Source organism: Nocardia sp. NPDC004573 (assembly GCF_053602135.1).
Genome location: NZ_JBSGDA010000003.1, coordinates 382,601 through 408,957, shown reverse-complemented (window position 1 = coordinate 408,957; position 26,357 = coordinate 382,601). Strand labels below are relative to the sequence as shown.

General features: G+C 68.9%; 30 protein-coding genes. 16 read left to right on the top strand and 14 right to left on the bottom strand.

The window, feature by feature from the left end:
• Positions 1–76: 76 nt before the first annotated feature.
• Together ACWEKR_RS07510 and ACWEKR_RS07505 are read left to right on the top strand one after the other, a co-directional pair.
• Entirely contained in the window at positions 77–244 is a 168-nt protein-coding gene (locus tag ACWEKR_RS07510; protein WP_011211259.1) for a DUF3117 domain-containing protein, read from the top strand.
• Positions 245–1,120, top strand: coding sequence for a putative RNA methyltransferase (locus ACWEKR_RS07505; protein WP_452353762.1), 876 nt, complete (start codon positions 245–247; stop codon positions 1,118–1,120).
• A 9-nt stretch (positions 1,121–1,129) separates the two neighbouring features.
• Here ACWEKR_RS07505 and glgA read toward each other — a convergent pair whose 3' ends face one another.
• Positions 1,130–2,284: a glycogen synthase gene (gene glgA, locus ACWEKR_RS07500; RefSeq protein WP_452353810.1), complete on the bottom strand. Its 1,155-nt coding sequence runs from the start codon at positions 2,282–2,284 to the stop codon at positions 1,130–1,132.
• Positions 2,285–2,421: 137 nt separating this feature from the next.
• Here glgA and glgC point away from each other — a divergent pair, with 137 nt between their 5' ends.
• Positions 2,422–3,636 carry a glucose-1-phosphate adenylyltransferase gene (glgC, locus tag ACWEKR_RS07495; protein ID WP_195085893.1) on the top strand — a complete coding sequence of 405 codons (1,215 nt, stop codon included), beginning with the start codon at positions 2,422–2,424 and terminating at the stop codon, positions 3,634–3,636.
• A 10-nt stretch (positions 3,637–3,646) separates the two neighbouring features.
• Here the strand turns inward: glgC and ACWEKR_RS07490 are convergent, their stop codons facing one another.
• The 3 genes from ACWEKR_RS07490 to ACWEKR_RS07480 form a co-directional block, all read right to left on the bottom strand.
• Positions 3,647–3,877 (bottom strand): hypothetical protein, encoded by a 231-nt coding sequence (locus tag ACWEKR_RS07490; protein WP_452353761.1) that lies wholly within the window; start codon positions 3,875–3,877, stop codon positions 3,647–3,649.
• A 234-nt stretch (positions 3,878–4,111) separates the two neighbouring features.
• Positions 4,112–4,345 carry a hypothetical protein gene (locus ACWEKR_RS07485; RefSeq protein ID WP_159848390.1) on the bottom strand — a complete coding sequence of 78 codons (234 nt, stop codon included), beginning with the start codon at positions 4,343–4,345 and terminating at the stop codon, positions 4,112–4,114.
• 76 nt (positions 4,346–4,421) lie between these two features.
• Complete coding sequence (locus ACWEKR_RS07480; protein ID WP_416382560.1) at positions 4,422–5,054, bottom strand: O-methyltransferase; 633 nt, start codon at positions 5,052–5,054, stop codon at positions 4,422–4,424.
• A 284-nt stretch (positions 5,055–5,338) separates the two neighbouring features.
• Here ACWEKR_RS07480 and sigE point away from each other — a divergent pair, with 284 nt between their 5' ends.
• The 9 genes from sigE to ACWEKR_RS07435 all read left to right on the top strand — a co-directional run bounded on the left by sigE (position 5,339) and on the right by ACWEKR_RS07435 (position 12,505).
• Complete coding sequence (sigE, locus tag ACWEKR_RS07475) at positions 5,339–5,998, top strand: RNA polymerase sigma factor SigE (protein WP_452353760.1); 660 nt, start codon at positions 5,339–5,341, stop codon at positions 5,996–5,998.
• 61 nt (positions 5,999–6,059) lie between these two features.
• Positions 6,060–6,458, top strand: a complete 399-nt coding sequence (locus ACWEKR_RS07470; RefSeq protein WP_452353759.1) for a hypothetical protein — start codon at positions 6,060–6,062, stop codon at positions 6,456–6,458.
• A 10-nt stretch (positions 6,459–6,468) separates the two neighbouring features.
• Positions 6,469–8,007, top strand: coding sequence for a trypsin-like peptidase domain-containing protein (locus ACWEKR_RS07465; RefSeq protein WP_452353758.1), 1,539 nt, complete (start codon positions 6,469–6,471; stop codon positions 8,005–8,007).
• Positions 8,008–8,040: 33 nt separating this feature from the next.
• Positions 8,041–8,457: a Sec-independent protein translocase protein TatB gene (gene tatB / locus ACWEKR_RS07460; RefSeq protein WP_195085897.1), complete on the top strand. Its 417-nt coding sequence runs from the start codon at positions 8,041–8,043 to the stop codon at positions 8,455–8,457.
• A 52-nt stretch (positions 8,458–8,509) separates the two neighbouring features.
• Positions 8,510–9,367, top strand: a complete 858-nt coding sequence (locus tag ACWEKR_RS07455; RefSeq protein ID WP_195085898.1) for a hypothetical protein — start codon at positions 8,510–8,512, stop codon at positions 9,365–9,367.
• Positions 9,368–9,947: 580 nt separating this feature from the next.
• Entirely contained in the window at positions 9,948–10,409 is a 462-nt protein-coding gene (locus tag ACWEKR_RS07450; RefSeq protein WP_452353757.1) for a hypothetical protein, read from the top strand.
• A 21-nt stretch (positions 10,410–10,430) separates the two neighbouring features.
• The gene (locus ACWEKR_RS07445) at positions 10,431–10,781 is read left to right on the top strand and encodes a hypothetical protein (RefSeq protein WP_452353756.1); all 351 of its coding nucleotides are present in this window, start codon (positions 10,431–10,433) and stop codon (positions 10,779–10,781) included.
• An 86-nt stretch (positions 10,782–10,867) separates the two neighbouring features.
• Positions 10,868–11,944 (top strand): XdhC family protein, encoded by a 1,077-nt coding sequence (locus tag ACWEKR_RS07440; RefSeq protein WP_452353755.1) that lies wholly within the window; start codon positions 10,868–10,870, stop codon positions 11,942–11,944.
• Between the two features lie 225 nt (positions 11,945–12,169).
• On the top strand, positions 12,170–12,505 hold the full coding sequence (locus tag ACWEKR_RS07435) for a hypothetical protein (protein WP_159848367.1): 336 nt from the start codon (positions 12,170–12,172) through the stop codon (positions 12,503–12,505).
• Positions 12,506–12,536: 31 nt separating this feature from the next.
• On the opposite strand, the gene ACWEKR_RS07430 is transcribed toward ACWEKR_RS07435, so the two are convergent.
• The 7 genes from ACWEKR_RS07430 to ACWEKR_RS07400 all read right to left on the bottom strand — a co-directional run bounded on the left by ACWEKR_RS07430 (position 12,537) and on the right by ACWEKR_RS07400 (position 20,131).
• Positions 12,537–13,475: a glucosyl-3-phosphoglycerate synthase gene (locus ACWEKR_RS07430; RefSeq protein WP_195085902.1), complete on the bottom strand. Its 939-nt coding sequence runs from the start codon at positions 13,473–13,475 to the stop codon at positions 12,537–12,539.
• Positions 13,472–14,356, bottom strand: a complete 885-nt coding sequence (folP, locus tag ACWEKR_RS07425) for a dihydropteroate synthase (RefSeq protein WP_452353754.1) — start codon at positions 14,354–14,356, stop codon at positions 13,472–13,474. Before folP ends, ACWEKR_RS07430 begins: the two co-directional genes overlap by 4 nt.
• Before the next feature lie 156 nt (positions 14,357–14,512).
• Positions 14,513–16,282, bottom strand: coding sequence for a long-chain-acyl-CoA synthetase (locus tag ACWEKR_RS07420; protein ID WP_452353753.1), 1,770 nt, complete (start codon positions 16,280–16,282; stop codon positions 14,513–14,515).
• Between the two features lie 14 nt (positions 16,283–16,296).
• Complete coding sequence (locus ACWEKR_RS07415; protein WP_063024025.1) at positions 16,297–16,857, bottom strand: LOG family protein; 561 nt, start codon at positions 16,855–16,857, stop codon at positions 16,297–16,299.
• Positions 16,851–17,660, bottom strand: coding sequence for an LOG family protein (locus ACWEKR_RS07410; protein ID WP_195085905.1), 810 nt, complete (start codon positions 17,658–17,660; stop codon positions 16,851–16,853). The genes ACWEKR_RS07415 and ACWEKR_RS07410 overlap by 7 nt, the downstream gene beginning before the upstream one ends.
• A gap of 282 nt (positions 17,661–17,942) precedes the next feature.
• Positions 17,943–19,046, bottom strand: coding sequence for a succinyl-diaminopimelate desuccinylase (gene dapE / locus ACWEKR_RS07405; protein WP_452353752.1), 1,104 nt, complete (start codon positions 19,044–19,046; stop codon positions 17,943–17,945).
• 137 nt (positions 19,047–19,183) lie between these two features.
• Positions 19,184–20,131, bottom strand: a complete 948-nt coding sequence (locus ACWEKR_RS07400; protein ID WP_452353751.1) for a quinone oxidoreductase family protein — start codon at positions 20,129–20,131, stop codon at positions 19,184–19,186.
• A gap of 87 nt (positions 20,132–20,218) precedes the next feature.
• Here ACWEKR_RS07400 and ACWEKR_RS07395 point away from each other — a divergent pair, with 87 nt between their 5' ends.
• Both ACWEKR_RS07395 and dapD read left to right on the top strand, forming a co-directional pair.
• On the top strand, positions 20,219–20,674 hold the full coding sequence (locus ACWEKR_RS07395) for a MarR family winged helix-turn-helix transcriptional regulator (protein WP_452353750.1): 456 nt from the start codon (positions 20,219–20,221) through the stop codon (positions 20,672–20,674).
• Between the two features lie 122 nt (positions 20,675–20,796).
• Positions 20,797–21,744, top strand: coding sequence for a 2,3,4,5-tetrahydropyridine-2,6-dicarboxylate N-succinyltransferase (gene dapD / locus ACWEKR_RS07390; RefSeq protein WP_452353749.1), 948 nt, complete (start codon positions 20,797–20,799; stop codon positions 21,742–21,744).
• A 152-nt stretch (positions 21,745–21,896) separates the two neighbouring features.
• Here dapD and ACWEKR_RS07385 read toward each other — a convergent pair whose 3' ends face one another.
• Positions 21,897–22,289 carry a PPOX class F420-dependent oxidoreductase gene (locus ACWEKR_RS07385; protein WP_452353748.1) on the bottom strand — a complete coding sequence of 131 codons (393 nt, stop codon included), beginning with the start codon at positions 22,287–22,289 and terminating at the stop codon, positions 21,897–21,899.
• Positions 22,290–22,335: 46 nt separating this feature from the next.
• Positions 22,336–23,754: an acyl-CoA synthetase gene (locus ACWEKR_RS07380; RefSeq protein WP_452353747.1), complete on the bottom strand. Its 1,419-nt coding sequence runs from the start codon at positions 23,752–23,754 to the stop codon at positions 22,336–22,338.
• 137 nt (positions 23,755–23,891) lie between these two features.
• Here ACWEKR_RS07380 and ACWEKR_RS07375 point away from each other — a divergent pair, with 137 nt between their 5' ends.
• Positions 23,892–24,743 carry an oxygenase MpaB family protein gene (locus ACWEKR_RS07375; RefSeq protein ID WP_452353746.1) on the top strand — a complete coding sequence of 284 codons (852 nt, stop codon included), beginning with the start codon at positions 23,892–23,894 and terminating at the stop codon, positions 24,741–24,743.
• A 108-nt stretch (positions 24,744–24,851) separates the two neighbouring features.
• Complete coding sequence (locus ACWEKR_RS07370) at positions 24,852–25,559, top strand: hypothetical protein (RefSeq protein WP_452353745.1); 708 nt, start codon at positions 24,852–24,854, stop codon at positions 25,557–25,559.
• 7 nt (positions 25,560–25,566) lie between these two features.
• Here the strand turns inward: ACWEKR_RS07370 and ACWEKR_RS07365 are convergent, their stop codons facing one another.
• Positions 25,567–26,199: a TetR/AcrR family transcriptional regulator gene (locus tag ACWEKR_RS07365; RefSeq protein ID WP_452353744.1), complete on the bottom strand. Its 633-nt coding sequence runs from the start codon at positions 26,197–26,199 to the stop codon at positions 25,567–25,569.
• Between the last annotated feature and the right edge of the window lie 158 nt (positions 26,200–26,357).

Here is a 26,357-nt window from a genome sequence, read left to right as displayed (position 1 = left end):
CGAGCTCACTGGTTGGTGACAACTGGAGTTCCAAGAAAGTGCGCAGCAGACCGCGCAGATCTGGAGGGAGCAGAGGATGGCGGCCATGAAGCCCCGCACCGGGGACGGTCCCCTCGAGGCAACCAAAGAAGGGCGTGGAATCGTGATGCGGGTTCCACTCGAGGGTGGCGGGCGTCTGGTCGTCGAACTCACGCCGGACGAGGCAGCGGCGCTCGGTGACGAACTGAAGAGCGTCACGAGCTGAGTGGCCCCGGCTGAGCACTCGGCTCTCGCCGTCGCGGCCGACGTCCTGGCTTGCCCGGAATGCCTCCGGGCACACCAGGACGCCGCGCCGCTCGCGCTCGAACCGCGAGATCGAGCACTGCGCTGCGGTAGCGGTCACAGCTTCGACATCGCCCGGCAAGGCTATGTCAGCCTGCTGACCGGTGCGTCGACCAAAATGACCGGCGACACCGCGGCCATGCTCGACGCGCGCGCCGCCTTTCAGAGCGAAGGCCACTTCGCGCCGATCGCCGACGCGGTGACGCGCGCCGCCACGGCGCGCCGCTGCGACGGCCCGATGCTGGAGATCGGCGCGGGTACCGGCTATTACCTCGCCCGTGCGCTCGACGCCGCTCCCCCGGCGGTCGGCATCGGACTGGACGTGGCCAAACCCGCCGTCCGGCGGTGCGCGCGCGCCCACCCGCGCGCGGCGGCGGTGCTGGCCGACGCCTGGCGCGGGTTGCCGATCCGAGACGGCGCGCTGGCCTGCGTACTCTCCGTCTTCGCCCCGCGCAATCCCGGCGAGATCGCCAGGGTGCTCGCCGCGGACGGCGGCTTCGTCGTCGTCACTCCCACCGAGCGCCATCTCGGAGAGCTGATCGAGCCGTTGGACATGGTCCGGGTCGATCCCGACAAGGACCGCAGGCTCGACGCCGCGATGGCGGGGCATTTCGAGCCGGTCGACCGGACGCTCGTGGAGTATCCGATGACGCTCGCCGGAACCGATGTCGCGCACGTGGTCGGCATGGGCCCCTCCGCGCATCACGCGGCCGCGGGAGGTGAGCGTCTGGCGCGGCTGCCGGAGTCCGTCGAGGTGACCGCGTCCGTCGTCGTCGGCACCTACCGTCCGGCCGCCTGATCGCCGGATTCAGCCTTTCCTGACCGCGTCGTAGACCGTGACCGTGCGCGCGGCGATGCGCGACCAGTCGAATTCCGAGATCGCCCGCGCCCGGCCCGCGGCACCGAGCCGCGCGGCCAGTTCCGGGGCGCCCGCCACCTCGTTCACGGCGGCGGCCAGCCCGTGTTCGTAGTCCTCCGCAGCGCCCGCGTCGTAGTGCACGAGGCGTCCGTTGCGGGCGTCGACCACCTCGGGAATGCCGCCCACGTCGGAGGCGACCACGGCGGTGCCGCAGGCCATCGCCTCCAGGTTGACGATGCCCAGCGGTTCGTACACCGACGGGCACACGAACAGCGACGCGGCGGCGAGGATCTGCCGGATCTGCTCGGTCGGCAGCATCTCGCGCACCCAGAACACGTCCCCGCGCCGCTGTCGCAGCTCCTGGACCGCCGCGGTGACCTCCTGGGCCAGCTCGGGCGTGTCCGGGGCGCCCGCGCACAGCACGAGCTGGATGCCGGGGTCGAAGTGGCGGGCGGCGGCCAGGAGGTGGCCGACGCCTTTCTGGCGGGTGATGCGGCCGACGAAGGCGACGATGGGAAGATCCGCCCGGACACCGAGCCGGTCGAGCACCGACGGCTCGTCACCGGTCACCGGGCCGGGATGCCAGACCGTAGCATCGATGCCGTTGTGCACCACGTGGACCCGGTCGGGATCCACCGCGGGGTAGGCGTCGAGCACGTCGCGGCGCATGCCCTCGCTCACGGCGATGACGGCGTCGGCGTGCTCGACGGCGTTGCGCTCCGACCAGGACGACAGCCGGTAGCCGCCGCCGAGCTGCTCGGCCTTCCACGGCCTGCGCGGCTCCAGGGAATGCGCGGTGAGCACGTGCGGGACGCCGTAGAGCGTCGCGGCCAGATGCCCGGCCAAACCGCTGTACCAGGTGTGCGAGTGCACCACGTCCACATCGCCCACCGCGTCGGCCATGCGGAGCTGGGCGGACATCATCTGCAGCGCGGCGTTGGCGGCGTAGAGCGACGGATCCGGTTGGTGGACCACGGCGTCGGCGCGCTCGACCCCCATGCAGTGCACGGTCACCTCGCACAGATGACGCAAATGCGCCGTCAGCTGCGTGACGTGCACCCCCGCGCCGCCGTACACCTCGGGGGGATACTCGCGGGTCAGCATCGCGACGCGAAGCCGGTCCCGCTCGTCGGAATCCACCGCCGAACGTCCGCCATCCGTGCCGAAACTCACCGATTCAAAGTAGACGTTCGGCTCCGCGGCGGCCACTCACAGGCGTTCCACCCGGTAGTTTGGCAGGTGTGAGGAGCCAGCCGCACGTACTCGGGATCGTGCTCGCCGGTGGCGAGGGCAAGCGACTCTTTCCACTCACGGCCGACCGCGCCAAGCCCGCCGTCCCGTTCGGCGGCGCCTACCGCCTCATCGACTTCGTCCTCAGCAACCTGGTCAACGCGGGCTTCCTGCGGCTGTGCGTACTGACCCAGTACAAGTCGCACTCGCTCGACCGGCACATCTCACAGACCTGGCGGCTGTCCGGTTTCGCGGGCGAGTACATCACCCCGGTGCCCGCCCAGCAGCGGCTCGGGCCGCGCTGGTACACCGGCAGCGCGGACGCGATCATGCAGTCGCTGAACTTGATCTACGACGAGGACCCGGACTACATCGTCGTTTTCGGCGCGGATCACGTCTACCGGATGGATCCGGAGCAGATGGTGCGCCACCACATCGATTCCGGCGCGGGCGTGACCGTGGCGGGGATCCGGGTGCCGCGCAGCGAGGCGAGCGCGTTCGGCTGCATCGACAGCGACGATTCCGGCCGCATCACGCAGTTCCTGGAGAAACCCGCGCATCCGCCCGGCACCCCGGACGACCCCAACGTCACGTTCGCGTCCATGGGCAACTACGTCTTCACCACCAAGGTGCTGGTGGACTCGATCCGGGCCGACGCGGACAACGCCGATTCCGACCACGACATGGGCGGCGACATCATCCCGGCCCTCGTCGCGTCCGGGCAGGCAGGCGTCTACGACTTCGCCGACAACGAGGTGCCCGGCGCCACCGACCGCGACCGTGGTTATTGGCGCGATGTCGGGACCATCGACGCGTTCTACGACGCGCACATGGACCTGGTCTCGGTGCACCCCGTGTTCAACCTCTACAACCGTCACTGGCCGATCCGCGGGGCGGCCGAGAACCTGCCTCCCGCGAAGTTCGCCCAGGGCGGGCTTGCGCAGGAATGCATCGTGGGCGCGGGCAGCATCCTGTCCGCCGCGACCGTCCGCAACTCGGTGCTCAGCGCCAACGTCGTGGTCGACGACGGGGCCACCGTAGAAGGGTGCGTGCTCATGCCCGGCGTGCGGATCGGACGCGGCGCGGTGGTGCGGCACGCGATTCTGGACAAGAACGTGGTCGTCGGCGAGGGCGAGATCATCGGAGTGGACCTGGCGCGCGACCGCACCCGCTTCGCCGTGAGCAACGGCGGGGTCGTCACGGTCGGAAAAGGCGTCTGGGTCTAGTCGCGCGGTCTCAGGGCGCGCCCGGCTCGGGTACGGGAGAGCCGATGCAGAACGGCGCGCAGGGGCCGGGTGTGCGCGGCACGGTCGTTTTCGAGTCTTTGCCGAAATCGGCGGTGCTCACCAAATAGACCATCAGCACGGCGAACAACAGCACCCCGGCGAAAGCGATCATGGTCCGGCCCCAATGGAGCGGCTTGGGGCGACGCTCGTCTTCGTCCCAGAGGAACATCATCATCACCATGTCGCACCCGCTTCCGGATCCACTCGGAACATGCCTTCACCAGTATCGGTGATCATCGGCGTTTCGCTGCGTCTTGCGCCGAACCGTGGCTTTTCGGTGGTTTTTTCGCGAAGTCGGCCCGCCGCTGGCGGAGGGCACGTGTGCGATGAGAAGTGAGCACGGCGGCTCGAATTCCGGAAAAACTTCGGTGCCAGGCCCATTCGGCCGCACCGGGAGCCCCTGTCGGCGGCGGGATTACTGCGCGGGCGGGGCGACGTTCTGGGTGCAGAACGGTTCGCAGGGTCCCGGTGGCGGAGTGGTCTTCTCGGGGCCGGTGTCGAAATCGGTGTTGCTCACCACCACCATCACCAGCACGGCGCCCAGAATCACGAACAGCAGGGCCAACATCGTCGGCCGCAACCAACTCGTTCGCCGTTCGGTCACCACGTCCCCCATGACCGCTACTTCGATGGGAGTCAATTCACGCATAACTGTTTTCCTCACTGAGTTCTTTCTCAGCGCATACCCCGGATTCCGGAGTGGAATCAGACTCGCGCGCGAATCCTTAACCTCGTGAGGCACACAGCAATCCGTCTCCGACCGGAATCAGCACACAGGTGAGTTCCGGGTTCTCCGCGATGGCGCGGGTCGCCGCGCGCACCGCCTGGGTAGCCGGATCACGCTGCGCCGGATCGGGTACCCGTCCGCCCAGCAGCGCGTTGTGCAGGAGAATCGCGCCTCCGTCGCGCAGCAGACGCACCGCTTGGGCGACGTACTCGGGGTGCTCCAGCGGCGCGGCGTCGATGAAGACCAGGTCGTAGGCGCCGTCGGCCAGCCGGGGCAGTACGTCGAGCGCGCGCCCGTTGATCAGCCGGGTGCGGGCCGGCGGGATGTCGGCGGCGCGGAATGCCTCCTTGGCCGCGCGCTGATGTTCCGGCTCGGAATCGATGGTGGTCAGCGTGCCGTCCTCGCGCATGCCGTCGAGCAGCCACAACCCGCTGATGCCCGCGCCGGTGCCGACCTCGACGACCGCCCGCGCGCCGAGCAGCTGCGCGTACATGCTCAGCAGCGCGCCCACCGAGGGCGGCACGGGTACCACGCCGAGTTCGGTGGCCCGTTCCCGCGCGCTGACGAGGATTTCGTCTTCCACGACGGATTCCTCCACGTAGGCGAGATTCCGCTCCAGATTCGATGCCACGGGTATGAGGCTAACGCCGGGCGGGTGATCTCGGCGTTCCGGACAACACGCGCCGCCCGCCATTTCCGCCGCCGGTTTTCTCAGGTGACCCTCAGGATCTCCATAACCCGGCCATATCAGGACCAGAAAGAGTATGGGCAACGCAAGACCACCGACCGTGTTTACACGGGACGCGGGAACAACGACATACCAGTTGTCGGTTGTATCCCTACGTGACGGTCCGCAGATCCGGGCCGAGCGAGTCCCGACGTTTGCGGTCCCTAGTAGGAGGTAGCCCCATCCACATGGTCGATGCGGCGCGCGAATACGCCACCCTGCCCGAGCAGATCCTGCCGGTCGAAGCCGACTCCGTCGAGGACGCGGCCGAGCTGACCGGTACCGCTGCCTTCGATGCCACCGGTGACCGGGCGGCGATGCCCACCTGGGATGAACTCGTGCGCGAGCACGCCGACCGGGTCTATCGGCTGGCCTACCGCCTGTCCGGCGACGCGCAGGACGCGGAGGACCTCACCCAGGAGACCTTCATCCGGGTCTTCCGTTCGCTGTCGAACTACCAGCCGGGCACCTTCGAGGGGTGGCTGCACCGCATCACCACCAACCTGTTCCTGGACATGGTCCGCCGCCGCAACCGGATCAGGATGGAAGCGCTGCCCGAGGACTACGACCGGGTCCCCGCCGAGGGCCCAGGGCCGGAGCAGGCCTACCACGACGCCCGGCTGGATCCGGACCTGCAATCGGCTCTGGATTCGCTCGCGCCGGAGTTCCGCGCGGCCGTGGTCCTGTGTGACATCGAGGGGCTGTCCTACGAGGAGATCGGCGCTACGCTCGGCGTGAAACTGGGCACTGTGCGCAGTCGGATCCACCGTGGACGCCAGGCTCTGCGCGACTACCTTGCGCATAATGGAAGTGAGCAGCGGTTCGCCGCTGACGCGAACATAGGGTGATTCGTCGGACGCCGGCATCGCCCGAACATCGGTCGATGTCGGTTGAAAGGGTGAGCACCGAATGAGTGGCGACTCCAGCACGTCCGGTCGTCGTCCGCCCCGTTTTCGCCCCACCGAGCATTTGGCGAGTGAGGCGGTCGCGGCGTACGTGGACGGTGAGCTGCGGATGAACGCCTATCTGCGTGCCGCTCAGCACCTCTCGCTGTGCCCCGAGTGCGCAGCGGAGGTCGATGCCCAGCAACAGGCGCGCATCGCCTTGCGGCACGCGGGCCAGGTCGCGATTCCGACCGGACTACACGACAGCTTGACCAGAATTCCGCTCGCGGAACTGCCGGGCGGCGCCTCCAGCGGCACAACGCCCTCGCCGGCCACCGGCCAGTCCGGGCGCAACGAGGCGGTTTTCGGGTTTCTCACCGATTCGTTCACCACGACCCGGTGGACCACGTGGTGGCGCAAGTAGAGTTTTCCGAGTGACCACCGAATCGACGAATTCCGGATCGGCCGACACCTCGGATTCGGCGGCCGACCGCGGGAATCTCCGTCCTCCGGACGCACCCGTGCTCGGCCCGCGCCCGGTCTACCGGCCGCATGTCGACACGCACACCGCGCGCGCCTTCCGCAGGCCGTCCGGCCTCTCCGGTTCGTTCGCCGAGCCGCTGCCGCTGCGCAAGTCCGGTTCGGCATCGCAATCCGGTACCGAGCCGCAGAATCGTCCGCCCGACGCGGTGCTGGCCGAGGCCTTCGGCCGCCCGGAAGGCTCCAGCGAACTGCTCCAGCGCGATCCCGACGCGGCCGGCGGTCCGGCCACGGTGGCCGGACCGGCCGATCCATGGCGTGATCCCGAGGCGGTCGCGCGCCTTGGCGCCCCCGCGGTGCCCACACCCGAGCAGCAGACGCTTCCGCAGGCCGCGAAGCTGAGCGCCCGCGAAGTGCTGTTCGGCTCCCGGGTCGCCCCCAAGGCGCTGGCCCTGCTGGCGCTCGTCGCCGTCGTCATCGGCCTGCTCGGCGGGCTGGTCGGGCGATTGACCGCGGATACCGCCTCGACCCTCACCTCGCGCAAGGTGACACTGGAGCAGAGTGGTGACGGCACCCGCCCGCACGGCCTCATCGCGCAGGTCGCCAACGCCGTGCTGCCCTCGGTCGTCTCCATCCGGGTCACCGTCGGCGACAACGGCGCCACCGGCTCCGGCGTGGTGATCGACGGCGGCGGCTACGTGGTCACCAACAACCACGTCATCTCGATGGCCGCCCAGGACAAGTCCAACCGGTCCGCGATCCAGGTGCAGTTCTCCGACGGCACCCGGGTGCCCGCCCAGATCGTCGGCCGCGACCCGAAGACCGACTTGGCCGTGCTGAAGGTCGATGTGAAGAATCTCACCGTCGCCCAGCTCGGCAAATCCGGCAACGTGCAGGTCGGTGACGACGTGCTGGCCATCGGTTCGCCGCTCGGCCTGAGCAAGACGGTCACCTCCGGCATCGTCAGCGCCCTGCACCGGCCGGTGAAACTGGAGGGCGAGGGCAGCGACACCAAAGCCGTGATCGACGCCGTGCAGACCGACGCGTCGATCAACCCGGGCAACTCCGGCGGCGCGCTGGTGGACATGGACGGCCGGGTCATCGGCATCAACACCGCCATCCGCAGCGAGACCGGCGGCTCGGTCGGTCTCGGCTTCGCGATCCCGGTGGACAAGATGATCGAGGTCGCGCAGACCTTGATCCGCGACGGCGTCATGCACCACCCGACCATCGGTCTGAGCGCGCGCACCAAGCAGGTGGCCAACGAGGTGATGAGCGGCGCGGCGGTGGCGGACGTCGTGGCGGGCGGCCCGGCGGCGCGGGCCGGGATCGTGGAGGGCGACGTGATCGTGAAGGTCGGCGATCGCGAGGTCACCGGTCCGGACGAACTGGTCGTCGCGGTGCAGTCGCGCAAGATCGGCGAGACGGTGAACGTGCAGTTGATCCGCGATGGCAGGCAGGTGGACGTGCCGGTGACCCTGGAATCCGACTGAATCGCAGGTCGGATCGCCAGGTAGCCTGATTACGTGTTCAGCAACATCGGCTGGAGCGAGATGGTCATCCTGCTCGTCGCCGCCCTCGTGATCCTCGGCCCGGAGCGCTTGCCCGGTGCCGTGCGCTGGACCACGCGCAGCCTGCGGCAGGTGCGCGATTACGCGAGTGGCGCCACCTCGCAGCTACGTGAGGAGCTCGGGCCGGAGTTCGACGACTTGCGCAAGCCGCTGGCCGACTTGAACGAACTGCGCGGCATGACACCACGGGCGATGGTGACCAAACACCTTCTCAACGGCGACGATTCGCTGCTCCGGAATTTGGACAGCGCGCTGCCCGATCCGAAGGACCTGTACAGCACCAACAGCGGGATGCCGGACTATCCGATGCCCAAGCTGGATAAGCCGTTGGACCGCAACGAACGTCCCCCGATCGACACCGATGCCACCTGAGCCGTCAAGAAGACTAGACGCATTGCGCTGTTCAGCTGTCTAGACTTCGCACATGTCGGCCGATGACGTGGCGCGCGTGTTCGCGATCGAGGACAAGGTCGAGCGACTGAAAGCGGCCACCGACGGGGTGGCGGCGGCCCAGCAGACCATCAACGAACTGACCAGGATTCGGCGTGCCGTGATCCGAGAGCTCCATGCCGAAGGATGGACGTTCGCGAGAATCGGTGCGGCGGCGGGCCTTTCCCGTGCCCGCATCCACCAGGTGAGTACGCAGGGACCAGCGCCGGAGGGACTGTTCTTCGGGCACGGTTCGCTCACCGTGCTCGTCCCCGAGGTGCGCGCCGGGCGGGTGATCGGGGCGCCCGATCCCGCGGCGCCGCAGCGATTGGCCGAGCTCCTGCGCGAACTCGGCTTCAGTGTCGCGGTCGAGCATTTCCTACCGGGCCGCCCGATCGACCTGCGGCGGGATGGTCTGATCGTGCTCGGCGGCCCGGAACTGTCGCCCAGTCTGCGTCAGCTGGTCGCCGCCGATCCGCGATTGCGCCGCGCGGTGGCGAGGATGGGTGACGCGCGGCGGGGAATCGAGGACCGGGCGGCCCGGCGGGTGTACCGGCCGGGTGGACCCGAACCGCACGACATCGCTTATCTGGGCAGGCTTCCCCGGCCCGACGGGCGCGGCAGCGTGTTGATGATCGATGGCATGCATCCGCCCGGCTCGCTGGGCGCGATCCGGCTGCTCGCCACCCGGTTGGCCACGCTGCACGAGCGGGCGAGCAATCACCTGTTCTCGGTCCTGATCGCCTGTCGCTTCGACCGTGCCACGGGCGAACCCCTGGAGGCCGAACTGCTCACGCCGGTCTATCGGCACGACCCCGAAAACAGGTCGTCCGCAACGGGTGTGCGCCGCTGAGCTTCGGCTCCTACGAGTGACCCCTCACACGCGGCGGCATCGGTTCACGCGGATCGCGTGTCGCGCGGGGCGGACAACCGGTTCCCGTGCGGCAGAGGCAACGCGCCCGCGCCCAGCGTTTCGCTCGTCCGAGCCGCTGATCCTTCGGTCGTCCGCTCCGGAACTATCCAGCAGCGGGATTCGACCGCCGGCACGGTTCCACTCAGGGACGCGTCGGTCGCACCGGCACAACGGGATTCAGCAAATGATCGGACACCGTAAGGAGCGGGTGCACCACCGCGGGGCAGCGCTGCGCTTACCGCGCGAGCCGTCCAACGGAGAAACCACCTCACTGGCCGATAAAGCTGATCACAAAGGCTGAGCCACGTCAGCCGCGCGGCCTTACGCCTATGTGTCCCAGATCACCACACCTCGCGCAAGCGGGTTCATACACAGATGATTGAATAGCTGGACGATAACCGCATGTGATAGGTGAACTCTTATGCGTGATCGAAAGTCGATGTCTGCGAGTTCCGTGTCCCTTCTCTCCGTATTCCGGCACCGGCCGCACGGCCGCGCGGCCCGAACCGGTAATCCGGCGGTGACCACCCACCGGGTGACCTACAGCGACCGGTTGCGCGTCTTCGTCGGCCGCGACGAGGCCATCGACAGCTTTCTGCGCCCACTGGGCAGGCTGGACGGCTTCCACCGCTACTCGATGAACATGACCCGGCTCGCCGAGCCGATGCGGCCCGCCGACATCGACCCGGCGCTCAGCTCGGCGCCGGGGCGGGAGTATCTGCAGTGCACCGGCTCGGCGGACGCGCTGACCCTGGAAGTGCGCACCGCCGTCGGCGGCAGGTCGCACCGCTTCACCGTGGGCCTGCGTGGCGACCGACTCGGCCCGCCCGAGGTCGACGTGCCGGTCCCGTCCTGCGTGCCCACCCCGCGCGTCTATCCCGACGAGCTGTTCACCGCCGAGCAGGCGGCCGAGATCTTCACGGCGTATTTCGAGACCGACGCCGTCCCGTCCCATCTACAACTCCGCGAAACGGACACGTGAGGTGTCCGGCAAGGAGGAATCGTGAATCCACTATTGCTCATCGGCGGCGCCGTCCTGGCGTTGGGCCTGCTCGGACTGCTCCTCAGCGTGCTGCTGCGGCCGGCGGGATCGAAGGCTCATCTGACCGTCGCCGACCTGCAGGCCCGGCTCGCCGACGAAGAATCGGCCACCTCGCCCGAGCCGGACGACGAGCCGAAGCCAGAGGAGCCACCCGCCGACGGCGCCGAGGCGGCGGATTCCGCGGGTCCGGAGGTCGAGCAAACCCACCCCGAGCGCGACGACACCCGGGACGACGGGGCTTCCGACGACGACGGAACCGAACGTGGCGCGGCCCCCGCGTCGTCGTTGCCGCGCCGAAAAGTTTTCAAGTAACTAGGCTGACGGTACGGCGGGGATCCGCCGACTGTCTCGGGCCCGATGCGCTGTGGCCGGACCCTTTCGGGAAAGGACCGGTTCCGGTGCGCGCGATCCTCGGGCAATTGCTCACCCTGCTGCCGCACGGCCCGGTCGCACTGGCCCGCGTGGTGGACACGACCGGCCCCGGTCCCCGGGAACCGGGAGCGGCGATGATCGTCACCGAGTCCGGCGAGGTCCACGGCTCGCTGTCCGGCGGGTGCGTCGAGGCCGCCGTCGTCGCGTCGGCGCGGGAGGTGTTGGACGGCGGCTACGCGGTGACCGATCGGTTCGGATACGCCGACTCCGACGGACCCGCGGTGGGGTTGACCTGCGGCGGCGAGATCGAAGTGTTCGTCGAGCGCGTCTCGGGCGAGCGGCTTCCGCTGCTCGCGGCGCTACGGCAGCGAATCCGGGAAGGCTCTCCCGTAGCCGTGGCGACCACTTTGGACGGCGCACCCGAATGGAAGTTGCTCACCCCCGGCGATCGCGAACCCTGGCACGGCGTCGACCGCGACGCGCGGGCGCTGCTCGACGCGGGCCGCTGCGGTGTGGTGGGCGCCGACGAATGCGCGGCGGACAGCTCACCGCGACCCCGGACGTTCGTCCAGGTCTTCGCCGCCCCGGCGCGGATGATCCTGGCGGGCGCGAACGATTTCGTGCGTGCGCTCAGCCGCACCGGCCGTTCGCTCGGCTACCGGGTGACCGTCGTGGACGCCCGCGAGACCTTCGCCACCGCCGCTCGGTTCCCCGCCGCCCACGAGGTCGTCGTGGCTTGGCCGCACCGGTATCTGGCCGAGGAGCAGCAGTCGGGCCGGATCGACCAGCGGACCGTGGTCTGCGTGCTCACCCATGACGCCAAATTCGACGTGCCCGCACTGCTGACGGCGCTGTCGTGCCCGCACATCGGCTTCGTCGGCGCCCTCGGATCCCGCCGGACGCACGCCGAGCGCGTCGAGCGGCTACGGGCCGCCGGCGTCACGGAAGACCAGCTCGGCCGGCTGCGCAGTCCGGTGGGGCTCGACCTCGACGCGCGGACGCCGGACGAGACCGCCATCTCCATCGCCGCGCAGATCCTGGCCGAGCGCGGCGGCGCTTCCGGTCTGCCACTCGACCGTATCAATGGCCCCATCCACCGCTGATTGCTAGAAGTTATCCATCCAAGCGGATTGGACCATCGGCCGACGGGAATACCCGGCCACAGAGCCACACATCCGGTGGCGGACCCCGCATTTTCCCCTTGCGCGACGCGCCACCGCGGCCCACACTTGATTTGCTAAAAATTAACCACGAGTAGGTGACGGTGCGTTCGCGCTTCGGCCCCGCCACGCTGCGCCCGGCCTGTACCACCGAGAGGAGAAAGCGCCGTGACCGCCACCCAGATCGCCGTCCTCTGCTCGCTCGCCGGCGCAGCGAGCCTGGTCGCCACCATCGGGTTGCTCTACGGACCGGCGAACCGGAGACGCCGGGTCGGCGTCGCCCAGCAAGCGCTCGTGGAGCGGATGCCCGCGCCGCTGCTGCCGACCTGCCCGATCGGCCGGCCACAGCACGTGCCCGTCGAGCCGCTGACCGTGGCGGAGGCCCACGAACTCATGCAGCGCCACCGGATCTGCGAACCCTCCGAATGCGTCTACAAGTACGCGGCCTTCCGCACCCTGATCGAGGCCGGCTATATGCGCGATCCGCATCCCGAAGGGGCCTGACCGGAGCCGCGCATCCCGGTGGTGGCGCGGTTCAGGCCGCCGCGCATGCGGGCCGCAGCGTGCTCATCGGCGGGCGGTCCGCCAGGGAGACCTCCGTGCGGTGGGCAGTGAACTCGTCGCCGATCAAGGGGAACTGGGTCAGCGCCGCACCGGAGTCCTGGATGCCGCTGCGGCCGAGGACGGTGCCGAGAATCTGGCGGCTCATCACGCCGAGGTCGGCCAGCGGCCGATTGCGATGCGTACGCACGCCCAGATTGACCTGCGCGATCGCGGACATGCCGAGCCGGTCGTAGGTGTCCAGCAGCAGCCCGATCTCCACGCCGTAGCCCGGCGCGAACGGCACCGAGGTGAGCAGTTCGCGGGTGCCCGCGTACTCGCCGCCGAGCGGTTGCAACACCTGCGAGAGTTCCGGCCGCAGCGCGGCCAGCAGGGGGCGGGCGACCAATTCGGTGACGCGGCCGCCGCCGTGCGCGTCCACCGCACCGCCCTGCCGCAGCGGCCTGCGGTAATAGGCTTTGGCCAGATGCATGTCATCGACCGTGAGCAGCGGCCCGAGCAATTTCGGCACGAAGGCGGGATCCGGATCGATCAAGTCGGAGTCGACGAAGGCGATCAGATCACCGCTGGTCACCGCGAGTGAGCGCCACAGCACCTCACCCTTGCCGGGGACCGGTTCCAGTTCCGGCACCGCCTGCTCGCGACTGATCACTTCGGCGCCCGCGCCACGTGCCCGTTCCGCGGTGGCGTCGGTGGACCCCGAATCGAGCACGATCAGCTCGTCGACCAACGTCCCGAGCAGCGGCCGGATACTGGCCACCACATCGGCCACGGTTCGTTCCTCGTTCAGCGCGGGCAGCACCACCGACACGGTGCGCCCGGCTTTGGCGGCGACGAGTTCGTCCACTCGCCAGTTGGGGGAATCCCAGGTATTGGTCGTCGCCCAAGCGGGCTCACGGTGTTGAAATGTCATGCCAGACCTCGCAAGGTTCGTGCGGGGGGCCGGATGCCCTGGATCGCGGCGATCATGTCCACGACCCGCCGGGTCGCGGCGACCTCGTGAACACGGAAGACTCGGGCGCCTGCCGCCGCCGACCACGCTGTCGCCGCCAATGTGCCCTCCAGCCGTTCGGAAAGACCGACACCTAAAGTCTCCCCGATGAAATCCTTGTTGCTCAGCGCCATCAAGACTGGCCATCCGGTTTTTACAAGAACTTCGACTCCGCGCAACAGTTCGAGACCGTGATAAGTGTTCTTCCCGAAGTCGTGGGTCGGATCGATCAGAATCGAATCCCGGCGCACCCCGGCCGCCAGGGCGTTCTCCGCGGCGCGCACCAGCGTCTCGGTGACCTCGCCCACCACGTCGGCGTAGCGGACGCGATGCGGCCTGGTGCGTGGCACCGCGCCACCGGTATGACTGCACACCACACCCGCGCCATGCGCGGCGGCCACCGAGACGAGATCGGGATCGGCGCCGGCCCAGGTGTCGTTGATCAGGTCCGCCCCCTCGCGCACCGCCGCCTGCGCCACCTCCGAACGCCACGTGTCGATGCTGATCAGTAGCTCCGGGTACTTCGCGCGAATGGCCGCCACGAACGGCACCACTCGGCGCGTCTCCTCCGCCGCGTCCACCGCATCGCCCGGACCGGCTTTCACGCCGCCGATGTCCACGAGATCGGCGCCCTCGTCCACCGCGCGCGCCACCGCGTCCATGGCCGCCGCGTCGGTGAAGGTGGCGCCTCGGTCGTAGAACGAGTCGGGCGTGCGATTCACGATCGCCATCACCAGCGCTCGATCCGTCGCCACCGGCCGCCCGCACAGTGTGGGAAGCGGCGCCGCGGTCGAGCTGAACATGTCGCTCTCCCGCCTCTCCGCGAATTCCGGCCCTACAGATCAGGAGACAGGGATCTGCGTCGGCTTCCCGCATCTCCTAATGCCCAGACCGTACCAGTCCGGTCACGCGGGATCAGCGCGCAGTCCTACGCCCGAACCCTCCCGGCGGATGGCCCGTCAACTCTTCGGCACACGGCCCGCGGCCACGTCTGCGGCATAGTCGTCGTAGGCGGGGACGTAGCCCTCGGTGCGGCCCGCGAGTACGTACAACGTGCTGTCGGGGTCCGGGGTGTAGCCCTGCTTGCGCAGTTCGACCTTGCGGCTCTTGAACGTCGAGGTCTGCTCCAGTTCGTGGACGATGCGGACGAACAGCGGGACGGCATACCCGGGCAACTGCTCGTAGGCGAGCTTCGCCACCGCCGCCCCGTCGAATTCCGCGCCGGGACGCAGCGTCACCGCGGCCATGCCCGCCTTGCCGTCGGCGCCGGGGATGTCCACGCCGTAGACCACCGCTTGGGCAATCGACTCCGCCTTGCTCAGCGCGCCCTCCACCTCGGTGGTCGCCACGTTCTCCCCCTTCCAGCGGAACGTGTCGCCCAGCCGGTCCACGAACGCGATGTGATGCCAGCCCTGCGCACGGACCAGATCCCCGGTGTCGAACCAGACGTCCCCGCGCTGGAAGCCGTCGCGGACCAGTTTGGCCTCGGAGGCGGCCTTGTCGGTGTAACCGTCGAACGGCGAGCGGTCGGTCACCTTGGCCAGCAGGAGCCCGACACCACCGGTCCCGACCCGGCGCAGGCGTCCGTCCTTGTCGCGCTTGGCCTTTCCGGTCTCCTCGTCGTACTCCACGACGGCATACGGCAGCGGACCGAAGCCCGCCGTGCGGTCGACGCCGAAGGCGTTGACGAACGCTATGTTCGCCTCGCTCGCACCGTAGAATTCCACGATCCGCTCGATGCCGAACCGGGACTTGAACTCGTCCCACAGTTCCGGGCGCAGCCCGTTGCCGACGGCGAGCCGGACCGAGTGCTGCCGATCGGTCGGCTTGGCCGGTTGGTTGACCAGATAGCGGCACAACTCGCCGATGTAGATGAACGCCGTCGCCTGCTCGCGGATGACCTCGTCCCAGAAGCGGGACGCGGAGAAGGCCCGGCCGAGGGCGAGCGCGCCGCCGGAGGCCAGGACCGCGGACAACGCGACGGTGAGCGCGTTGTTGTGATACAGCGGCAAGCAGCAGTACAGGGTGTCGCCGGCGCGCAGGCGGATTCCGAGGCCGCCCAGTCCGGCCATGCTCTTGGTCCAGCGCAGATGGGTCATCACGCTGGCCTTCGGCAATCCCGTGGTGCCGGAGGTGAAGATGAGGAAAGCCCGCTCGCGCGCGGTGACTTCCGCGCAGCTCGCCGGATCGGCATCGTCGGCGTCGCGGGCCGCCCGATCGAGTTCGTCGGCGGCGAGGACGTTGGTGGGCGGCTCGGGCAGCGAGCCGACCGCGTCGGAGCATTCGGCGCCGACCACGTTCAGCACGCTGTCGAGCAAACCCAGGCTGTGCGCCAGCACTTGGTCGCGCTGATGGTGATTGAGCAGGCCCACGGTGGCCCCGAGCTTGACCGTCGCCAACACGACGAACAGCGTCTCCGGCCGGTTGGTCATCAGCACGCCCACCACGTCGCCGCGCCGCACCCCGCGCGCCGCGAGCACGCTCGCATACCGGTTGACCTGCGCGTTGGCCGCCCCGTAGGTGTAGGTCGCGCCCTCGAAACGCAGGAACAGGCGCTCCGGATGCCGGTGGGCGTTGCGCTGGAAATACAACCCCACCGAGCTTTTGGCATCCGGCGTCACCAACATGCTCAGGGCATTGCGGAGCATGCCGGGCGCGTCCAGGGCCATCGCGGGCAGGTTGCGGGCGAGGTCGAACAAACTCACCGTCGAGCGGGCGTCGGTGCTCACGTCTTCAGCTCTCCTCACTGGGTCGGCGGCGCCTCCAGTGCCGCGAAGGCGGACGGGAGATCGGTCACCACGGTAATGCGGGACAAGGCTGTCTGGGGCACGAACTTCCGCTCGTACAACTCGTCCAGCCAGGAGAACAACCCGCGAAAGAAACCGTTGGGATCCAGCACAACGACGGGTTTCTCGTGCTGTCCCAGATAGCCGCCGGTCCAGGTCTCGAAGAACTCCTCCAGCGTGCCGATGCCGCCGGGCAGGGTGAGGAACGCGTCGGCGCGGTCCTCCATGACCTGCTTGCGCTGGCGCATCGTGTCGGTGACGACCAGCTCGTCGGCGTCGACGTCGGCGACCTCCCGATGCACCAGGTGCTTCGGGATCACGCCGATGGTGTTCGCACCGCCCGCACGCGCCGCGGTGGCCACCGCGCCCATCATCGAGACGTGCCCGCCGCCGGACACCAGCTGCCAACCGCGCCGGGCGATCTCGGTGCCCACCCGGGCGGCCAGCGAGAGGTAGTCCTGGTCGGTCGTGCTCGCCGAGCAGTAGACGCAGACGGCGAAAGGCCGATCGCTCACCACTGATCCTCCGTCCCGATCGCGTCCTCGGCGCCGCCCGCCTCCGCGGCGGCCTGGATGATGTGCACGACCTCCTCCACGCTGTCGGTCACATGCAGCAGGCCGAGGTCGCCCGGGGAGATCTTGCCGGAGCCGCCGAGCGAATCGCGCAACCAATCGACCAGCCCGGACCAGTACCTGGTACCGAACAGGATGATGGGGAATCGGGTGATCTTGTGCGTCTGCACCAGCGTCAGCGCCTCGAACAACTCGTCGAGCGTGCCGAAACCGCCGGGCAGGCAGATGAACGCCTGCGAGTACTTCACGAACATCGTCTTGCGGACGAAGAAGTACCGGAAATTGATGCCCAGATCCACCCAGTCGTTGAGGCTCTGCTCGAACGGCAGCTCGATGCCGAGGCCGATCGAGTAGCCGCCCGCCTCGCAGGCGCCGCGGTTGGCCGCCTCCATCGCGCCCGGTCCGCCGCCGGTGATGACCGCGAAGCCCGCCCGCGCCAGCGCGGCGCCGATAGCGAGGCCGGCCTGGTACTCCGGATGGTCGGCCGACGTGCGCGCGGAACCGAAGACGGTCACCGCCCGCGGCACCTCGGCCAGCGCGCCGAAGCCTTCGACGAACTCGGCTTGGATCCGCAGCACGCGCCACGGATCGGTGTGCACCCAGTCGGTATCGCCACGCTTGTCCAGCAAGTTCCGGTCGGCGGTGCTCACACCGTCCGCGCGGTCGCGGCGAAACATGATCGGCCCGCGGAACTTCGGTGTCGACTTCGGCTTGTGGGTGACCTCACGGTCCGCGGCGTCGGTGGACATGCGTTCCACGCTACCGTCCGGCAAGGAGGACTCACGGGCTGGATGGGAGAAGTCGTCCGGCGTTCAGCCGGGGGAAGGAAGAACGAGACGCGGTCGGAATCTCGGTGGTCGGCGCGCACGTCGCGGCTCGGATCCGCGGGCAGCGCGGCGAGGACGGCACGCGCGATCTCGTCGGTCGACGCGGAGGCGGCGGCATGGACGACGGCGCACCGACCCGGATCGTTGCGGACCCGGCCGCATCGAATACGGCGACCCTGCCCGCGCGTATCCGCGCCGAGCCGCTCAGTCCGGAGCGCCGCTCAAGTAGCTGCGCAGCATGGCGGTGACGGCGGTGATCTGTTCCACGGGAACGTGCTCGTCGCGCTTGTGCGCGAGGTTGGGATCGCCGGGCCCGAAGTTGACGGCGGGGATGCCGCGGGCCGCGAAACGCGAGACGTCGGTCCAGCCGTACTTCGCGCGCACACCACCGCCGCCGTGGCTCTGTACCGAGGCGATGAGGTCCTTGGCGGCCGGAGCCGTCAGCCCGGGCAGTGCGCCCGGCGCCGAGTCGATCACCTCGAACGAGAGCTCGAGCCCGGCGAAGACCTCGCGCACGTGCTCCACGGCTTGGTCGACGGTGCGGTCGGGAGCGAAACGGAAATTGACCTCCAACTCGGCGGCATCCGGTACCACGTTGCCCGCCACGCCGCCCTCGATCCGGACCGCGGACAGGCCCTCGCGATAGACGCAGCCGTCGATGTCGACTTCCCTGGCGCGGTAGTCGGCCAGCCGCTGCAGCATCGGGGCCAGCCGGTGAATCGCGTTGTCGCCCAGCCAGGAACGCGCCGAGTGCGCGCGCACGCCCGCGGTGCGCAGCCCGATGCGCAGCACGCCTTGGCAACCTGCCTCGATCCAGCCCGCGGACGGTTCGCCGAGGACGGCGAGATCGCCGGTGAGCCACTCGGGCAGATCGCGCTCGATGTGCCCGAGGCCGTTGAACTCGGCGGCGATCTCCTCGCCGTCGTAGAAGATCAGGGTCAGATCGTGCACCGGGTCGGCGATGGTCGCGGCCAGGTGCAGGAAGACCGCGTCGCCGGACTTCATGTCCACCGAGCCGCAGCCGTAGAGGACCCGCTCACCCGCCGCGCCGACCTCGAACCGGCCGGGCACGTTGTCGGCGATGGGCACGGTGTCCAGATGCCCTGCCAGGATCACCCGGGTCGGCAGCCCGCGGTGGGTGCGGGCCAGCACCACGTTCCCGTGCCGCAGGATTTCGAATCCCGTCGTCTGCTCCCGCAGCGCCCGCTCCACCACGTCGGTGATGGCCGCCTCGTCACGCGAGACGCTCGGGATGTCGACGAGTGCGGCGGTCAGTGCGATCGGGTCGGCATGCAGGTCGATGGTCACGCGCTCCACCCTACGACCGCGTGCCCGAGACGCCCGCACACCGGCACCGCGCCTTCCTCGCCGACGGCGTCACTCGCAGCGCAGTTCACCGATCCGGCGAAGTTCGCGGCGGGATGCTCCCGAGGCGACCGCCGGGGTCACCCGACGCGGACAACGCTCTTGCCTCGGGTCCGTCCGCCGGCCAGGTTCGCGATCGCGGTCTCGACGTCGGCGAGAGCGTATTCGGCGGTGACATCGATCCGCGCGGACCCGTCCGCGACGAGTGCCAGAGCACGGGCGGCGCTATCTGCCAACCGCTTCGGGTTCGTCTCACCGGCCAGGCTGCTGTTGTAGGTCATCAGCGACTGCCCCCGCATGAGCAGGTCGTTCGCCGACACGGTCACCGGTTCGAAGGTGGCGATATTGCCGTAGACCACGATCCGCCCGTGCAGCGCCAATCGTTCCAGATTCGCAACTCGGGTGGGCCCGCCGATCGGATCCAAGATCACGTCGAACTTCTCGGTACCGAGGGCATCGGGAAACTGCTCCCGCACCAGTACCTCGTGATATCCGAATCCGCGGGCGTAGTCGATTTGGTCGCCACTGCCGACCACCCCGACGATCCGCGCCGCACCGGCGGCCGTGGCGAACTGCCCGGCCAGCGTGCCGACACCACCGGCAGCGGCATGAATCAGCACACTGTCCCCTGCACCCACCCGGGCGACGGTGTTGATCAGGTCGTAGGCGGTGGGCGTGACCCATCCGAACCCGGCGGCCTCGAGCGGACCGACCCCGGCGGTGTCGATCGCTAGCACCGCCGGTGCGGTCACCACTTCGGCGTAACCGCCCCCGGTGAGCAACGCGGTGACCTGTTCACCGACGCGCGCCTCGTCCACGCCCGGGCCCACCGCGACGATTTCACCCGCCGCCTCGAAACCGGGCACGAACGGGCGCGGGATCGGGAAGTGCCCCGCCCGCACCAGCACGTCACCGTACTGCACCCCTGCATAGGCGACCCTGATCGCGACTTCCCCCGGCCCGGGCACCGGTTCGGCCACGTCGGTGATTCGGAACCGGTCGTCGGCGTCCAGAACGACTGCTTTCATCTCATACAACCTTCTGTCTTGAATCAGTATCCTGATACGGAAACCTACCGAATATAAGATAGTTGAGTCAACTCAGGGAGTTGTTATATGCCAGAGGTGCCTGTCGAGGAGTACGTGTGCAGCCGGATCCGCCGCGCCGAGCAAGCGCTCACGGGCCACCATGAGTCGGTGCTGCGCGCCTACGGGCTGACGATGACCCAGTACACGGTGCTGTTGACGCTGTCCAGGGAGGACGGCATGTCCGGCGCCCAGCTCGCCCGCGCCTGCGGAGTCACCCAGCAGAGCATGGCCACCGTCCTGACCGGGATGCAGAACAAAGGACTTGTCGAGCGCAACCCATCCCCCGTGCATGCCAAAGTCATGATCGCCACGCTCACCCCGACGGGACGCGAGCAGCTCGATCGCGCCTACCAGGAGGTCATCGTGCTCGAACGGGCCCTCACCGACCGCTTCACCGCCGACGAGCACAAGCGGTTCTGCGAATTCCTCGATCGCGCCACCGCCACCCTGATCGAGCAGACACCCGCACGCCACAACGGCTGACCGTCCGTGCCGCGGCGCAGGCCGGTCGACGCCGCAGCGAATTCAGCGCGGCCGAAGCCGAGCAAACGCGCTCGGCGGAGCAGCCGCACCGTTGTCCGGCGCGGATCGGTAACCTCTAGGCCGTGAGCATCCAGGGAGCAGCAGCAATCGGTATCGCCAACGTGACCGCCGACGGGACCGTGCTGGACACGTGGTACCCGAACCCGCAGCTCGGCGAGTTCGCGGAGACCGGCACCAAGCGCCTGGACGAGGCGCCCGCCGAGTACGCGGCGCTGCTCGGCTTCGACGACGCGCGCGGGGTCGACGTGATCGCGGTGCACACCACGATCGCCGACCTGTCCGCCGCCCCGGTCGACGCGCACGACGTCTACCTCCGCCTGCACCTGCTCTCGCATCGCCTGGTCAAGCCGCACGAGGTGAGCCTGGACGGCCAGTTCGGCCTGCTGACCAACGTGGCTTGGACCAATCACGGCCCCGCCGCGGTGGAGGGCTTCGAGGCCACCCGCGCCAAGCTGCGCGCCCGCGGTCCGGTCACGGTGTACAGCGTGGACAAGTTCCCGCGCATGGTCGATTACGTGCTGCCCTCCGGTGTCCGCATCGGCGACGCCGACCGGGTCCGTCTCGGCGCGCACCTGGCCTCCGGCACCACGGTCATGCACGAAGGCTTCGTGAACTTCAACGCCGGCACCGTCGGCGCGTCCATGGTCGAGGGCCGGATCTCCGCGGGCGTCGTGGTGGGCGACGGCTCCGACATCGGCGGCGGCGCGTCCACCATGGGCACCCTGTCCGGCGGCGGCACGACCGTCATCTCCATCGGCGAGCGGTCCCTGCTCGGCGCGAACTCCGGCCTTGGGATCCCCCTCGGCAACGACTGCGTGGTGGAGGCGGGCCTCTACCTCACCGCGGGCACCAAGGTCACCACCCCGGACGGCACCCTGGTCAAGGCAGCCGAACTGGCCGGCCGCGACAACCTGCTGTTCCGCCGCAACTCCACCACCGGCGCCGTCGAGGTCGTCCCCCGCAAGGGCACCGGCATCGAACTCAACGCCGACCTGCACGCCAACGACTAGAACTTCCGCGAGCGGCACATGGCGAAGCGGTTTCGTACGCATATCTCGTCGCCATCGGCACGAAAGGGGATGGCCCCTTTCGCAACGTCCAAGGCCTTCGAGGCGGCCTCTGCCGACTCCGGATCCGCTCGGACTTCGGCAGGTCGGGTGGATCAGGTGCGGGCGGGTTGTTCGTCGGAGAGACCGAAGGCGATGACTCGGTGGGGGTGGATGCGGATCATTTCCCGGGAGACACCGGAGATGTAGGGGTCGACGTCGGTGAGCGCTTCGGCGGTGCCGCGGATCTCCAGGCAGCGGACGCGCCAGGGCTGGACCGAGGCGACGTCGTCGACGACCAACGCGACGCGGTCGTTGGTGGCGAGGTTGCGGAATTTCCACGAAGCGCCCATGTTCCAACCCGCGATGTCGATGGTGCCGAGGTCGGCGTTGTAGCGGAAGCCGACCGGGTTGTTCTGCGGGGTGCCGTCGGGGCGCACGGTGGCCAGCCTGCCCAGGCGCTGGGTGTGCAGGTAGTCGATCTGTTCGGACGTCAGGGTGGAAGTCATGCGCCGACCGTAGAACCTCTACCTAGCTCGAGGTCAATCCCCGCGGTCAGCTCAGCTTCTTCTTCTGCACCTTGCCCATGGCGTTGCGCGGCAGTGCGTCTACCACCCGGATCTCGCGCGGGCGTTTGTGCACCGAAAGCTCCCCCGCCACATGGTCGATCAGCTCGCGCTCGGTCGCGGCGCCGCGCAGCACGACGAAGGCGGTGATGCGCTGGCCGAGGTCGTCGTCGGGCAGGCCGACCACCGCGGCCTCCGCGACCGCGGGGTGACCGAGCAGCACCGTCTCGACCTCACCCGCGCCGACCCGGTAGCCGCCGGACTTGATCAGGTCCACCGATTCCCGGCCGACGATGCGGTGGAAGCCCTCTTCATCGATGGCGGCGACGTCGCCGGTCCGGAACCACCCGTCGGCGGTCCAGGTCTGCGCGGTTTCCTCCGGGCGGTTCAGGTACCCGTCGAAGAGCATGGGCCCGGAGACCTGGAGGCCGCCGATGCTCTCGCCGTCGTGCGGGACCGGCGCGCCGGACTCGTCGCGCAGCCGGGTGCGTACCCCGCGCACCGGCGTGCCGACCCAACCGGGCCTGCGCTCGCCGTCGGCCCGGGTGGACAGCGTGATCATGGTCTCGCTCATGCCGTAGCGCTCGACCGGCGCGTGCCCGGTCAGTTCGCGCAGTCGTTCGAACACCGGCACGGGAAGCGGCGCGCTCCCGGAGACGAGCAACCGCGCGTCGGCCAACTTGTTCGCCGAGTCCGGCTCCTCGACCATCCGGGACCAGACGGTCGGCACACCGAAGTACAGCGACCCCTTGGCCGCCGCGTACGCCTGCGGCGTCGGCTTGCCGGTGTGGATCAGCGGACTGCCGACGCGCAGCGGGCCCAGCACGCCGAGGATCAGACCGTGCACGTGGAACAACGGAAGTCCATGCACCAGTGTGTCACTCGCGGTCCACGCCCATGCCTCGGCGAGGGCGTCCAGACCGGCGGCGATCGCGCCCCGGCTGAGCAGCACCCCCTTGGGCAAGCCCGTGGTGCCGGATGTGTAAAGCACGAAAGCCGTGGCGGCGGGGTCCGGTTCGGGATAGGTGTGCCACGACCTGGCATGGCGCCGCACCGGCACCACGGGCAGGCCTGCGCCCTCCGGCGCCTTGCCCAGCCACGCCTGGGCGCCCGAGTCCGCGAGGATGTGCGCCCGCTCCGCCGTGCCGGAGTCCGGGGGCACCGGCACGACCGTGACGCCCGCGATGAGGCAGCCGACCACCGCGAGCACGGTCTCCACGGTCGGCTCGGCCAGGACCGCCACGCGCTCCGCACGCGCGACGCGTTCGGCCACCGAAGTGGCCGCGCCGAGCAGGTCACTGCGCGACAGAGTGGTTCCGTCGATGGTGACGGCGTCGGGGATGTCCGCTCCACCTGCGACGGCGAGCGGGTTCAGGGAGCTGAGCAGCAGCGGCGGACCGAACGGCATTCGCTCACGCTACTTCGCCGGATCCGCGGCGAAGTAGCGGCGTCCCGCCCGAACCGGGCCCGAATGCGATGGTTGACACCCCCCCTGACGTGGTGAGACCGTTGTCGTATAGCTCTCTCAGTACTGCGAGGTCGACGATGACCAGGCCACTTCCCGCGACGCATCGCCCCGAACCGCCGGACTCCTTCGACATCGGGCAGTACATCGACGGCGTCGCCGGCCTGTTCGGAGGCGTGGCCAACGTCATCATGCAACTGAGCACTCCGCCGGTCGGCTACGGCGTGCTGGAAAGCACGGTGCACAGCGGAAACGTCATGCTGCACCCGGTCAAACGGCTGCGCACCACGCTGACCTACCTCTCCGTGGCGATGCTCGGCACCGACGAGGAGCGCGCCGCCTACCGGGAAGCGGTGAACGTCTCGCATCGCCCGGTCCGCTCGACCGCTTCCAGTCCGGTGCACTACAACGCCTTCGATCCCGAGCTGCAACTCTGGGTCGCGGCCTGTTTGCATTGGGGCGCGCAGGATCTCTACGAGCGGATGCACGGCCCGATGGACGATGCCACCGCCGATGCGTTCTACCACCTCGGCGCCCGGCTGGGCACCACCCTCCAGATGCCCGAAACGATGTGGCCCGCCGACCGTCGCGCCTTCGACGAGTACTGGGCCGCGAACCTGGCGAAGACCAGCATCGACCCCACGATCCGCGCCTATTTCGACGACCTCATCGATCTGCGCATGCTGCCGCGACCTGCGCAGCTGGCGTTCGGGCGCCTGCACCGCTTCTTCGTGACCGGCCTGCTGCCCCAGCACCTGCGCAAGGAAATGGGCATGACCTGGACCGATCGCGACGAGCGCGTGCTCGCCCGCATCCTGCGCGCGGTCGGGGCGACACAATCCCGGCTCCCGCGGCCGATTCGCGCTTTTCCCCTCAACGCCTACCTCCTCGACATGCGCGTCCGGCGACTGCTCGGTCTGCGCCTGGTGTGAGCGAGCACGCGCGCCGTTTCACAGAGCAATCTCTGGGCAATCGCATCTCATCTATCCGATCGAGGGAACGTCGCCGCCGCGAGTCAGGAGGAGAAGATGCGTTGTCGAATGACGACGACCGCCCTCGTGGCGGCAGCGTTCCTGACTCTGACCGCCCCCATCGCCTGCGCAGAGCCCCCAGCAGAGACCGAGGTAGCCGCCATTCCGCCGCGCACAGCCCTCTCGGTCCGCACGTCGGTCGGCATCGACTGGGGGACGGCGAACGAACACGAGTCGCGCGCGAGCCTGTCGTTGGCCAAACTGTTCCTGGCCGATTACGCCCTGCGCCACGGTGACGGCTCGCCCGAGGACCGCATGCTTGGCGAGCAAATGATTCGCTATTCCGATGACGGAGCGGCGACCGTGATGGAGGCGAAATATCCCCAGGCGATCGCCGCCATCGCCGCCGAATACGGCCTGCACGAGACGGTGCCCGGGCCGAACTGGGGCGCCGGAGCCACCAGCGCCGCGGACGTGTCGGACTTCCTCGCCACCAAACTGCGCACGGACCCGGGATCGCCGATCTTCGAATGGATGGCCGCGGCCGGATCGACCGCCCGAGACGGCACCGAACAGGACTGGGGCACCGCCCGCTGGCCGTTCGTGCAGGGCACCAAATGGGGCTGGTCGGATGCCGGGGAGCCGGAGGTGGCCTCGGCGTCCTACGGCCCCGGTTTCGCGGTGACCGCGCACACCCGCGGCACGGCGGCCGAGCAGACCGCGGACGTCATGGCCGCGCTCGGAGCGATGATCCTGGGATTCGCCCCGCTTCGCTGAGCCCGGTTCAGCGCACCCGGAACGACACCACCACGTGGTCGCGCGCGAACTGCCGGATCGACGCGTCGTCACCGAGCGGGATGACGGTCTGCGGCGTCAGCGCCAACGACAGCGCGGTGCGAGCGATCATCTCGGCCAAGGGCTCCGGATCGTATTCCGGCAGTTTGCCCTCCCGCTGCAAGCGCATGATGAACTCGGCGAGGTAGTCCCGGCCGAGTTCGATGACCGGGGCCCCCTGGGTGGTGAGATAGGGCAGCACCAATTCGGGCTCGGTGGCCAGCAGCCGGTGGATCAGCTGATTTCCGCGCAACCCGTTGATGAACGCGGCGAACAATTCGACGATCTGGTCCTCCGCGCTCGCGTTCCGGTCCACCTGGCGCTGGAGCGCGGCGTCGACCTCGTCGATGAAATCGCGAGTCTGCCGCAGCCCGACGGCCTTGATCAGATCGGACTTGCTCGCGAAACGGCGATAGAGCGTGGCTAGGGACAATCCGCCGCGGCGCGCCACCTCCACCATGCTGGTGCGCTTGATACCGAAGTCGAGGAACGCCAGCAGCGCCGCGTCCAATACCCGTGCCTGGTTGTGGTCCTCGGGGGCGGCGCTGCGCACCAGCGGCAGCAGTCTGGTCAGCCTGGCCATAGCTCAACCCTATCGCGATAACGAAACGATGACACTTTCAGCATCGCATACCGTCACCGTCGTTATGTGCCATTGACAGCGGTGCGAGTCGATGAGAACGTTAGGAAATAATCCTTTCATCGACCGATTCTCCGGGATCGGGCGGACAGGAAAGACGA